Genomic DNA, 12,335 nt, shown 5'->3' with positions numbered 1-12,335 from the left:
AAGGATCTCCGCCGGATCGGAAACGGCCCGTTGATCGGACGGGACGTCAAGGGTTTGCCCGCCAACCCCGACCTGCCGACCGTCGATCCGGCCGAAACGGATCCGGCTACGCGGCAGTTGCAGGGCCTCGTGGCGCGCGGCATTTCCCAGGGCTTTGGCGGCATACTCTACGAGAACCGGGATCGCGGCCACTCGATCCTTCCGGAAACGCTGTTCCCGAACCTGACTTTCCTGAAATACGATGAAGCCCTGAAGAACCAGTGGCTCGACTACGGTCTGGCTGGCCCGATCCTCTATCCGGAACTGGTGTTCGGCAATTCATCCACCGCGCAGAAGCACGGCAAGGCGCCCAGGAGCCTTGCCCGCATCGCCATGACCACGCCAGGGGGCGCCGCGCGAGCCTACCGGGATTATGCCGCGAACAGCATCTATATCTATCCCGAACACAAGGATCACGACGAAGTCGATCTCTATCCGGCGAATTGGCCATACATGATCGTCAGCCAGGGATCGTCCTACACCGACATGCCGTTCATGAAGGCGGTGGCGCTGACCTTGGCGGCGTTTCCGCAGGACACGAGAGACGCACTGCTTGAAGCGGGGCTGATCGCGCCGACCATCCAGATGATCCTGAGGCGAAACCTCACCATGGTGCGCACCCGCGAGCATTACTTGTCCGCCGCGGCCCATCCGACTGTATTTTCATCGAAATGGCTTCAGGTGGGCCGTATGATCGGCCAGGCCGCCGCTCTGCGTCCCGAGGATATACCGCCTTTGGTGCGGCTTCGGGTGATCGAGGACGGATTTCTTCGAAGAGCCGGACTGGCAAATCGTGACGAACATCTGTTCACGACACCGTCATCGATTGCCCGGATCTGGCGAGACTTCGCCTGGGAACGGCAGATGGTCATCTCCACCGAACCGACCAGCGATCCGAATGGGCGGGATCTGACCTTCGACTGGGTTCTGCTGTGCGGCGACCCCGCGCGCGTCCGTATCGAACCATTGGACGCATCCGGGCGGTCCGCGCGCATCACCGTCAATTGGCACGATGCATTCGCGGTGCGGCCGCGCGATCCGGAAAGCGACATCCTGCGCAGTTCTTCGCGCGTAGATATCGGCGTTTTCGCGTGGAACGGGCGCACCGACAGCGCCCCGGCGATGGTGTCGATCAGTTTTCCGACACACCAGAAACGCGACTATGCGCCGGACCACGACGGGATCCGGCGTCTTGTGTCCGTGGATTATGACGCCGAAAAACGAGGTGCTGAATTCGACCCGCTTCTGCATTGGTCCGCCGGGTGGAGCGATCATTTTACCTATTCCGAGGCAGGGCGATTGTCAGGTTGGGAAAGGATCGCGGACGGTGGACGCAGTCAATTCTCTACGGATGGGCTGCGGAGTGACGGTATGAAAGTAAGCTATCAGCTTCTCGAATCGGATGGCGGAAAGCCGGTCCTTCAGGCGGCCCCGGCCGACCCAACAGATTAGAGGGCAGCCGGGTCGACGTGCTCCGCCGATCGAACAGCGAGATCGGCGGTTGGCGACAAGCGCCCTTGCCTGTCGAAAGGCAAGGGCGCTCATGTCTCACGCGGCGGCGGTCAACAGGTCAGGTGACATCAATGACTTCGATGTATCGAACCTTGAAACTGCCGACCCCGGTGCCCCGGACCCGCCCTTGTCGTCGGCATTTCCCGCCAGCATCGACCCCATGGAAAAGTCCGCGACACCGGAAGACAGGGTGTTCTCTATGTACACGTTGATCTGATACGAATGTCCTGTTTCCAACGCGATTGCCGGAGAGACCACCCCGCCCCATGCGGCCGTCGGTGTGATCGTCATGGTCCTGGAAGCCCCGTCGTAGCCTTTGGTTGCATCCTGCTGAGTGTAGCCGGCAGTCGTATCGGTGGCGAAATCGTCGCGCCATTCGCCGGAGGGCGAAGCGGCATCGGCGGTAATCGCGAATCCGCTTGCCGACCATGCGCCTTGCCCCACCGCGTTGACGGCCCGCGTTTGCACATGATGCAGCGTTGACCGCACGAGCCCTCCGATGCTTTGGGGGTCGCCGATACCGGATATTGTAGTCCATGCACCGCCATTTGGCTGCCAGCGCAGATCGTAGGATGTGATGGCCGAACCACCATCATCCGGTGCCGCTGCCCGATCGACGCTGATCGAGGTTTCGCCGCTTGTGGTGACGATCGGCGCGCTCATCGCGGAGGGAATGCTTTGCGCGTCCGCGAACCGCGGAATGGCGCGGACTTCGGTCACGTCGATCCACGATCCCAAGGGCGGCATCCCGCGGAACCGGACGGACAGATACATCGTGGGCGCGGCCGCCACTCCGGTGATCGTGAGCGTTCCGGTGAGTTGCCCCCCAAGTTCGTTCTCCGTGGTCGGATTCGCCCCGGTCAGCGTCGTTGTATCGCCCAATTGCCCGTCAATCGTGCCGACACCCACGTCGCGCGCTGAAATGACCGCCTGGAAGGTGTATTCCTGACCGATGATCAGGCCGTCGATGCGGTTCAATGCACCTGCAAAGGTATCCGCCTGGTTGGGATAGATCCGCAGCACGCCTTCGGTTTGACGCCATTCCGCTGCTCCGCCCCTCAATCCGACAATCGGGCTGGGGTCATTGGAATAGTCATTGATGACAGCGGAGGGGATCGGCATCGTGATCCAGTTCGTCGCTATGGACGTGGCGTTGCCGTTGCCGTCATCCGCGGTCACGACGCAGCAGATCTCGCGCGTCGCGGTGATGCTCGACAAGACTTCGTGTGTGCGGATGTATTCCTGTTTCGTTGCGCCCGGAATGTCGGTCGGTGCGCCGGCATTGGTCCGAACCTGCCATTGATAGGATATCCCGACGATCCCGTCGACCCACAGACCGGAACCCGCGATCAGTTTCGTCTGTTCCGGAACCATCGCGGAAGGCTGTTCGTCAAAGAGCCAGAATCCGGGCGTGGCATTGTCGCGGCCTTGTCCATAGCGGTATTTGTAGACTTTGGGTGCCTCTGCGTTGATCGGTGCTCCGACTGGAATTGTCCCGCCGGTGAAGATGTTGCGCAGATCGGCCGGCACCAGGTCGCGACCGTTGAGTTGCGGCCAGTTTCCGGACCAGGGCGACCAGCCTTCGCTGTTCCGGCGTCGCTCGCGTAGCCAGCGCTTGCAGGAAAAGGTCAGCGATCCGGTTACTCCGATATCGACGGGCGCGGCCCATTGAATTCCGTCGTGCGACAGGGAAATCTGTCGACCGCTGAGCGGCAAAATCGAGCCTGTGAAGGGCGATCCATCGTTCATGATCCTGGTGAAGTCAAAATCCACCCCGGTTGCGGAATTCGCGATGGCGTTGACACCGGCAAGCCCGAAATCTTCCTGATAGGCCGCAACCCGATTGCTGAACTCACCGGCGAATTGCATGGGAGGTTGCGGTGCTACAGGCACCGGCATTCCGCCTTCGGGCATGGTCGGACGATGCGCGTCCCACAATTGCCGGACCCAGTCCGGAGCGTCATCGACAGGGCGGATCTTCGACCCGTTGATCGTGTAGCCCTGTTCGATGACGCCCAGTGTCGCGAATTTGTTGTTGGTCTGATCCCAGGTGCTCTGAGGCCCCCAAAGCGCTTCCCAGCCACCCTCCGCGAGGCCGGTGACAACCGCGCCGATCAGGGCCATCTGATAGATCGAGGAACGGTACCGCGCCAGTATGTCGCTGTTGTTGATCGGCGATAGCCGTCCGTTCTTCGCGGCATTGCTTTCGACGACCCAATGCGGATAACCGACCATTTCTGGCAGAAGCGGTTGATGGTTGTGTTTGCCGGGGCCGACACTGGTCGCCAGGTTCGGAAAATCGCTGTCATGCCCGACATCGGCCGCATTCGGCCAAAGCGCCAGGTCATTGAGGTTGCTCAAACGTTGATGTGACGCCGTGCGCAGCGCTGCATTGGACGGGAAGATGGTCGAAACCACGGCCATGGCGAACTGGTCCACGCCAGTTTGCCCGGCACCGCCACCGGGGGCGGCGCCTGCGCTTTGGGTGCCGTAGGCATCAGTCGCCTTGCGCAGGAACCCTGCGATCAGAGCCTTGCGATCGGCTTCGCTGATGCTCGGATGATACAGATACAAGGCCGCAGGCGCCATGTAGGTCGACAGAATGTTGCGCGCGTAGTCCGAAGGTCCGACGCACAGGCCGCGACGGCGTTCGCCTTCGTAGATGTTGAAAAGCTGGTCGCTCGCCAGGTAGCTCTTGCAGGTGGAAATATCTGTCAGCCCGCTCGGCAGGACAAAGTCTCGAACGCCCGACAGCCGCATCCTCGGCGCTCAGGCCCAGGTCGACGCCCATGATCGGCGGTCTGACGCTTCCGATCGGCGGAGCCGCTGGAACCGCGTGAACGATCATGACCTTTTCCAGAACGGCGGCGTTTTCGTATTTCCCATTGCTCACCGGAAGGCTGGCGCGCCGCTTCACCTTGACCACGCTGCCAGTCCCGCCGGCGGTGGCCATCAACAGGCTGGCACCGGTGCTGGACGGGGCCTTGTTCAGGGCCGCACTGTAGCCGGTGCTGAATGTCGGCTTTATGAGCTTGGGCTGATCGCTCATCATTTCGTCCCAGCCCTGATGGATGGCGCTGGTATCTTCGATGATCCGGATATCGTCCGTATGCATCATGCCATGGGCGACATATCCATCGCCGGGCTGTGCCACGGACGCGGGGGAGTCCGCCGTGATGATCACGTCGCCTCCTACCGAAATCACGCCGAACGAACCATCGGCATACTGGAATACCTCGCGGGGTTCGCTCAGGGAAATGGTGTCCCCGTCACCAAAGTCGATCACGTTGGTCCGGACGGTCGGTATCGTGGCAGGGGGGGCTGCGGTTTCGACAGTCGCGTTGAAATTCGTGCTGGCGCTGCCGCTGCTGTTGGCGCCCGTGACCGTGATGGTGCCACTGGCGCTCGAACCGGTCGGGATGGTGACGACGCCGGTCGCCGTGTCGATCGAGACACCCGGGATGCCCGGCGCACTGACGCTGTAGGAAATGCCCGCACCGGTGCAATCCGACGTCGCATCGATGGGCTTGCTGCCGGAACCCGTCAGCGCGACTGAAACGAATTATAGCGCTTCGACCACAAGGTTGAATGCATGCGACACGGATCCGCCGCTGTTGGTCGCGGTCAGCCGGACGGTGGTGCCCGCGGTAAGATCCGTCGGATCGATGATCAAAGACTTCCCATCCAGCCGGGCACCGGCGTATCCGGAAACGCTGAAGGTCAATCCGTCGCCCGTGAAACGATTGCGGGCGTTCTGAATGATCGTTTTCTCGTCGCCGAGATACGTCAGGTTCTTGCTGGAAATACCCGACCCAGGAATGGGCGGGGCATGGCGAACGGTATAGGACGTGCTGTTCTGCTGGGCATAGATCTCCGAAGGCACCGCGACGGCATAGATGCTTTCCAGGTCGTCGCTCGCCTGTGGCGTGTAGGTCGCACCAGTGCCGATCGGACCGGAACTGTCGAGCCACTGCCAGGCAACCGATCCCGGCGCGTCCCCCGACCAGTTCACAGCCGTTGCAGTCAAGGGCACACCGATCTGGGCCGTCAGTCCGAAATCCGGATTTTCGGTCAACCCGGAAACCGAAACCTCGAAATGGCCGGTCCGATCCTTCGGCTTCTTGCCGCTGAACCGCCCGTCGCTAAATCGTCCTGCATTGAAACGTGTGTCATCCTTCATGATCAAATACCTCCGACTGCAAGCGAAGCAGACGTCGTGCAGATCGAAACCGCATCGGCCTCTACCCGATGGCGCGGAGAAAATGCGACAGGGACCGAAGGTCGCCGCCCCCCGACATGGGGCGAGGTTTCGGGTTCCGTCGCTTTGGAATTCGAGGCATTTGCCATTTCTGGCTCCTTTTCGGGTGGCATGCCTGATTTCAGATCAGGATCAGCCCACCAGATACCGCCAACGAAAAGAAGCTGAGGTAAATGCACCGTACGGTGCATCCTGCGGTTTTGTTTTCAAACAATATTGCAAGATCTCGACGCGGCGGGCCGAAATCAGGCGAACCCGCTATCTACGGTAGTAATCCCTGTACCAGGCGACAAATTCACGAATACCTTCGCGAAAATCGGTCTGCGGAGCATAGCCTGTCAGCCGTTTCAGCAGGTCTGCATTGGCCCAGGTCGCGGGCACATCGCCCTTCTGCATCCCGAGGTAGTTGCGTTCGGCTTTCATGCCCAGTGCGTCTTCTATGGCTTCGATGAAATCGAGAAGGCGGACCTTCTCGGAGTTGCCGATGTTGACGACGCGGTAAGGGGCGACCGGGGACAGGCTGTCACCTGGCAGGATGTCCTTGGCGGTTGCCGGACGCTCCGGAACGACGTCGATCAGAAGCCGGATACCCCGGACCAGGTCGCCCACATAGGTAAAATCCCGATACATGTCGCCATGATTGTAAACGTCGATCGGCCGACCATTCAGAATTGCGTCCGTAAATTTGAAAAAGGCCAGATCCGGCCGTCCCCAGGGTCCGTAGACGGTGAAGAACCGGAACATGGTGGTCGGCAGACCCCACAAATGTGCATAGGAATGTCCCATGCTTTCGTTGGCTTTCTTGGTCGCGGCGTAAATTGTCAGCTGCGCGTCGGCTTTGTCGGTTTCCCGGAAGGGCATGTCCTCATTTGCGCCGTAGATCGAAGAGGTCGATGCCATCAACAGGTGGTCGACCTGCAAGCGTCGCGCGGCCTCCATCACGTTGAAAGTGCCGATCACGTTGCTGTCGAGGTAGGATCGCGGGTTCTCCAGCGAATACCGGACGCCGGCCTGCCCGGCCAGATGCACAATCACATCCGGCTGAAACCGCTCAGCGACGGCCCAAAGTTTGTTTTCATCCTCCAGCATGCCCTCTGTCGCCGCAAAACCCTGTGTTTGCAACAGGATCTGGTGCCGACGCTGTTTCAGGGTGACGTCGTAATAGTCGGTCATCCCGTCATATCCGTGAACCTCGAAACCTTGCTTCAGCAAGAGCCGTGCAAGATGAAACCCGATGAAACCGGCAGTGCCCGTGATCAGGACGCGGCGTCTCGCAGGTTCAGGAGTCATGGCAAAGAACTTTCGGGTTTTGTATTTGAGGGTCTTGGATACCAGGCTTCGCCTACAGGCGCGAGATTGCGAAAGGAAGAATAACGAGGCTGGTCATTGTCCAGATATCCCGGTCTTCTACGTTTCATTGATGCAGCATGCGGCCAAACCCGGATGTATTGCCGGTGCCACTCCCTTTCGGTCACCGTCGGGTCTTTTCGGGCGGATCGTGCCGCGTCAGTTGATCACCGAGAACTCGATCCGCCGGTTCCTGGCCTTGTTGTCGCCGGACGTGTTGGCGACGAGCGGCTGCGCTTCGCCGTATCCGACGACTTTCATGCGTGCCGGCGGGATCCCCTTGGATTGCAGATACTCCGCGACAGAGGCGGCGCGGCGTTCACTCAGGCGCTGGTTGGCGACATCGCTACCGTCGGAATCAGTGTGACCACCGATTTCGATATCCAGGTCGGGACAGCGATCGACGACATCGTGAAGCTTGTCCAGCAGCGGCATGCTCTTCGCATCCAGCCGGGCACTGCCGGTATTGAAATAGATGTTGCCGGTGCGCGACAGGATCTCGAACCGCCCGACGCAGGCTTCACGATCCATGTTGCCCTTGGTTTCAAGGGCCGCATCGCCCGCCGCGGCGACGGCGGTCAGCATCGAGACGTCCGGCGGCGTGCCCGGACTGGATCGGTCGAAGGTGAAGTCGAAGCTCACGATGCCGAGCGGAGCTATATCCACATTCGCGGCTTCCTGCAGTTTGCCGCGTCCCTCTTCCAGGTTGTGTTCCGCCAGGGTCACGGCAATCGGGGTCGTCGCGGATACCGTGATGCGATCGTTGCTGATCAGTGTGACGGCGACTTCCGCAGACTTGTTCACCGTCACGCCATGCAGGCTCAACGTATAGTCCACAGTGACCATTTTGTGTCGCGTCTGATGCAGGTCGGTCAACTGTTCGGGGTCAAGCTGCACCGTGATGGTGGCTTCCGGGTGCAGAAAGGTTTCAAAGAACAGAAACCGCATCCTGACGTTCCGAAGGTCGACCTTCGTATCCACGGAATCCATCAGAATCCTGATCTGCGCCTTGCCGTCCTCGGTGATGAGACCGCTGATCGTTGCGAACCTGTTGGTTTCGGCCACGTTGCCTTTCTTGATTGACATGAACCGCAATTCGGACGTCGCCGGGTCCAGGGTCCATCCGTTTTCGAACGGGTCGATGGTTTGTGCCCGGGCCCCGGATACGGCGGACATCGCCATCCAGACACCTGCGATGGCCGAAACAAGAAGGTTGCGGGTCATGTGTTTCATCAGAACGATCCTCGTTTGTTCATGACGCTAAAGGTCACAAAGAAATTTTTTGTAAATGAAAGAGCATCATGATGGTCCGACACTAACAGGAAACTTGCGCCAATGAAGAAGAAAAGCGATAGTTGCATCGGAAATGCCGAATTGGGGCCAAAGGACTTTGCCACCGTTCCTTGAGGATGGCGGACGCAGCAAAAAAATGGCTGAACGGCACAATGAATGCAGGTATTTCGTGTGAAACTTATTCTCCGGCTTTGGTGTTTTCTTCTTTTGGTGGCTGCTCCGGTCTCTGCTCAGGACAGGTTGGCGCTGGTGATCGGAAACTCCGGCTACGGAACCGTGTCGCCACTGGATAACCCGTCTCACGATGCGCGTCTGATCGCCGGCACGCTCGAAGATCTGGGCTTCACGGTCATGTTGCTGCTGGACGGCACACAAAATGACATGAAACGCAGCATTTCACAATTCGGCCGCGACCTGCGTGATGCCGGCCCGGATGCGACGGGGTTGTTCTACTATGCCGGGCATGGGGTGCAGTCTTTTGGAACCAACTACCTGTTGCCCGTCGATGTCGCCCTGAGCAACGCGGCGGATCTCGATCTCGTCGCGGTCGAAGCCCAGTCTGTCTTGCGACAGATGTTTTCTGCGCGCAACAAGACCAATATCGTGATCCTCGATGCGTGCCGCAACAACCCCTTCAGCGACATCCTCGAATTCAATGACAATGGCCTGGCCGAGATGCAGGCCCCAACGGGTACGTTCCTGGCCTACGCGACCGCACCGGGCGGCGTCGCGTTGGACGGCACCGAAGGAAACAGCCCGTTCACCCGTTCCATGGCAACGCAGATGACCACGCCCGGTTTGCGGATCGAGCAGATGTTCAAGAATGTCAGGGTCGAGGTGATCGAGAAAACGAAAGGACAACAGACACCCTGGGATGCATCGTCCCTGACCAGCGACTTTGTCTTTGCAGAAGAAGAACCCATGTCGCCGGAACAATTGCAGGAACTCCAGCTTTGGAAATCGGTGCAGGCCTCGGGAGATCCGGTTCAGATCATGTTGTTTCTGCGCGGGTATCCAGAAGGCGCCTATGCGCAGGACGCCCGCGCCTTGCTGGCGGTGCTGATGGAAAAGGAACTGACGGATCCATCTGCTCCGAAACCTGTGCCAGTGGCCAAGGGCCCGTCAGAAGCAGAACGGAAGATGTTCGAAACGGCGCAGGCAGAGGCCAGCATCGCAGGATACGAAAGTTTTCTGAAGGCGTTTCCCGACGGCGTGTTCGCGGAATTCGCGGCCGGGGAAATCGTCGCGCTGCGCAAGAAGAACGGAACCGACCCGATCGGAGAAGGCGTAACGCCCGCGCCGGACACCGCGCTTGCCGCAACGCCGCCACTCACCGTGCAACCGGCAGAAACCGTCACTTTCACTTCGGCCATTTCTTCGGAACTCTCCGATCTATCCGGCAAATCCATCGCGGATATCATCAAGATGTCACCGCTTTTTCCCCCGGTCGATGGGCTTCCGGACGAATACTGGAAAGACAAGTCCTGTTCAAACTGCCATCAATGGACGCAGGATCGCCTGTGCACCCAGGCCAACTCCTATCTCAGTCTCAACATGCAGCGATCGCTGGACAAGAAACACCCCTTCGGTGGCGCTCTGAAGCGCAACCTGAAAATCTGGGCCGCCGGTGGCTGCCCCTAGGTCGCTGTCGTTACAACAAGGAAGTAGACCCATTCGCCCTTGAAGCCGGGGTCGCTCCGGCGGGCGCGGGCGACGCGATCTTTGAGCCATGCCAGATAATCCGCGGCAGGTTCCACCAGGGGGCGTGTTTCGTCATAAAGTAGGCTCGATGCCGCAAAGGCGACAACGATCTCCTGCCCATAGGGCGGCCCCACGAAGATCTGCAACCCCGTATCGTTTTCGTCTCTGGCACCCACCCGAAAAGGCGTTTCCGCTGGCACGAGGCTGATGGAGGACTGTTCGTTTGGTACGAGGTGCAGGACATTTCCGCCGGCGTCGAAATAGTCCACATACACATAGGCGTCGTAGTCCGGCGCTGTCAGGTCGAAGAACAGTCGGTCGTCCTTGACGAATGTCAGCACCCTGGCCTGCGCGTCCGCGCCGATGACCAGCGGGTTGGTGTTCTGATCCGTGGACTGGGCCAGCCCCACGTTCGAAATACCCGCGAGTGCGCCACATTGCGGCCTCGGAAGGATCCGGATACTGTCCGACAGGGCGATGTCCGTTCCCATCTGCGTTTGCAGGGCTGCCAGAACGGGGCCACGCAGGTCAGCGTCCGGAACATGCCCGTTCACTTGCAGGGTCGCGGAATCTGGATCGAACGAAACCTGGAGCCGTGAACACGGAACCTGCGACAGCAGGGCGCCGACCCCGTCGCGCAGCGTGTCGCCCTGAAGGCCGCTGTCCTCGGGGCGCGTGAAACTCTGGAAGGCCGCCAGCGATTTCGGATCGATCTGGTCCGATCCTTCGCCGGAAAACGCCAGGGCAGCGGTGAGGGAAACAGCATCCTGTTCCAGTGAGACGGCTGGCGTCAGGTCGGGATCGGACAGCGAAACGGTCTGACCCGGCGGCGGTGCTGCCTCGGTGCGCGAGGTCTCCGGTGTGGTCTGTTCGACCGTGGCGGCGTCCGCGACCGCCACGCGCGCCGGCCGGATTTCCGGCTGTGCCAAGGTCAGCCGCTCTCCCGCGCGATCGCTTGCCCCGACGTTCATGGGGTCCAGCCCCAAGGGCCGTTGCAAGGCGGTTTGTGGCCTGGCGGCCTTGGCGACATCCGGATTGACCGGCTTCGTCAATGCCGTCGGGACAGGCGCGATGGCCGCAGGCTCCGCCCGCGTGGCCGGTATCCCGCTTGACGCCGCAGCCGTCGTTTCCGCGTCCACGCGGGCGGCGGCCTCCGCGTCGGGCTGGTGCCGGCGGGCCTGACTGCGGTCCAGTTGATAGGCCTGCACGTCAAGTTCGCTGCGGGGCGGTTGTTGCTGCGTGATCGGGTCAGGTTTCAGAAGAACCGGCAACGCGCCTATGGCCGCGACATGGAGGGTCACGGATGCACCCAGCCCCGCAATCCATATGGCGGTGCGTCCCGTCATCCGGCATCCGGCCCGGCGGCGGGCGTGACCACCAGAACGACATCCGCAATGCCAATCGCTTCCGCCATCCCGACCAAGGGCAGAACGTGCCGCAACTCCGCATCCTTGTGCGCATTGATACGCAGGCGCAGGTTGGCGTCCCGGTCGAGCGCCCGGGACAGCGCAGCCTCCAGATCGGACCCGGCGATTTCCGTGCCGTCCAGAGCCAGGGCGCCATCGCGCGAGATGGACAGGGTCGCGCCGCCCGCGGGCATGTCACGCCCGCTGACAGCCAGCGGCGGCGTCACATCGAACGGCGCGGTCGCATCCATGCGTCCGATCAGCATGAAAAAGACCAGCAGGAAAAAGACGACATCGATCAGGGCAATAATCGTTTCGGAATGTGGATTGCGCCTGATCCTGTTCAGCTTCATGGGCGCGCCTCCAGCCGGATGACACGCAGTCGGGTCGCACCGGCGCGGGTGGCCGTATCCATGACGGAAATCAGGGATTGCGTCGTGGCCGCGCCGGACGGCAGGATCAGAACCTGTGTCAGCGGCGTCTCCGCCAGTTCCGCCGCCAGAAAAGCGGCGAGGGCACCGTCGGTCTGTGCAACGCCCCTCACCACGGGCACGCCATCAGAGGCCAATCTGATCAGCACCGTCCCGGCGGTCGCGTCCGATGCGCCGGACGTCGCGTCCCGCTGGCGCACGGCGGGGATCATGTCGAGGTCGAGATAGGTCGAAGTCACCATGAAGAACACGAGCAGGATCAGCATCACGTCGATCATCGGAACCAGCGAAATCAGCTGTCCCTGCGCGCGCGGTCTTCGAAGTGTCGGATATCCGGCCATTTGGCCC

Annotated in this window: 11 protein-coding genes; 4 read left to right on the top strand and 7 right to left on the bottom strand. The window is 60.8% G+C overall.

Annotation, left to right across the window (positions count from 1 at the left end):
- Positions 1-30 precede the first annotated feature (30 nt).
- Complete coding sequence (locus tag QO034_RS17210) at positions 31-1,491, top strand: hypothetical protein (protein ID WP_284486765.1); 1,461 nt, start codon at positions 31-33, stop codon at positions 1,489-1,491.
- A 96-nt stretch (positions 1,492-1,587) separates the two neighbouring features.
- Here the strand turns inward: QO034_RS17210 and QO034_RS17205 are convergent, their stop codons facing one another.
- Complete coding sequence (locus tag QO034_RS17205) at positions 1,588-4,311, bottom strand: fibronectin type III domain-containing protein (protein WP_284486764.1); 2,724 nt, start codon at positions 4,309-4,311, stop codon at positions 1,588-1,590.
- 86 nt (positions 4,312-4,397) lie between these two features.
- Here QO034_RS17205 and QO034_RS17200 point away from each other — a divergent pair, with 86 nt between their 5' ends.
- Complete coding sequence (locus tag QO034_RS17200) at positions 4,398-4,556, top strand: hypothetical protein (protein ID WP_284486763.1); 159 nt, start codon at positions 4,398-4,400, stop codon at positions 4,554-4,556.
- 171 nt (positions 4,557-4,727) lie between these two features.
- Complete coding sequence (locus QO034_RS17195; protein WP_284486762.1) at positions 4,728-5,036, top strand: hypothetical protein; 309 nt, start codon at positions 4,728-4,730, stop codon at positions 5,034-5,036.
- A 77-nt stretch (positions 5,037-5,113) separates the two neighbouring features.
- Here QO034_RS17195 and QO034_RS17190 read toward each other — a convergent pair whose 3' ends face one another.
- From QO034_RS17190 to QO034_RS17180, 3 genes are all read right to left on the bottom strand, one after another.
- On the bottom strand, positions 5,114-5,731 hold the full coding sequence (locus tag QO034_RS17190; protein ID WP_284486761.1) for a hypothetical protein: 618 nt from the start codon (positions 5,729-5,731) through the stop codon (positions 5,114-5,116).
- A gap of 336 nt (positions 5,732-6,067) precedes the next feature.
- Entirely contained in the window at positions 6,068-7,099 is a 1,032-nt protein-coding gene (locus tag QO034_RS17185) for an NAD-dependent epimerase/dehydratase family protein (RefSeq protein WP_284486760.1), read from the bottom strand.
- Positions 7,100-7,315: 216 nt separating this feature from the next.
- A complete protein-coding gene (locus QO034_RS17180) occupies positions 7,316-8,389 on the bottom strand; it encodes an OmpA family protein (protein ID WP_284486759.1) in 1,074 nt (357 codons plus the stop codon).
- A 309-nt stretch (positions 8,390-8,698) separates the two neighbouring features.
- On the opposite strand from QO034_RS17180, the gene QO034_RS17175 reads away from it, so the two are divergent.
- Entirely contained in the window at positions 8,699-10,090 is a 1,392-nt protein-coding gene (locus QO034_RS17175; protein WP_284486758.1) for a caspase family protein, read from the top strand.
- Here QO034_RS17175 and QO034_RS17170 read toward each other — a convergent pair.
- From QO034_RS17170 to QO034_RS17160, 3 genes are read right to left on the bottom strand one after another with little or no spacing between them, the layout of a single operon-like run.
- Entirely contained in the window at positions 10,087-11,496 is a 1,410-nt protein-coding gene (locus QO034_RS17170; protein ID WP_284486757.1) for a DUF4384 domain-containing protein, read from the bottom strand. The two genes, QO034_RS17175 and QO034_RS17170, sit on opposite strands and share 4 nt — an antisense overlap.
- On the bottom strand, positions 11,493-11,909 hold the full coding sequence (locus QO034_RS17165) for an ExbD/TolR family protein (protein WP_284486756.1): 417 nt from the start codon (positions 11,907-11,909) through the stop codon (positions 11,493-11,495). Before QO034_RS17165 ends, QO034_RS17170 begins: the two co-directional genes overlap by 4 nt.
- The gene (locus QO034_RS17160; RefSeq protein WP_284486755.1) at positions 11,906-12,328 is read right to left on the bottom strand and encodes an ExbD/TolR family protein; all 423 of its coding nucleotides are present in this window, start codon (positions 12,326-12,328) and stop codon (positions 11,906-11,908) included. Before QO034_RS17160 ends, QO034_RS17165 begins: the two co-directional genes overlap by 4 nt.
- Positions 12,329-12,335: the final 7 nt, after the last annotated feature.

It is taken from the genome of Sedimentitalea xiamensis (assembly GCF_030164465.1).
GTDB classification, from domain to species: Bacteria; Pseudomonadota; Alphaproteobacteria; order Rhodobacterales; family Rhodobacteraceae; genus Sedimentitalea; species Sedimentitalea xiamensis.
Note: the sequence above shows the minus strand (reverse complement) of the source record. Positions and strands in the feature narration are given on the sequence as shown.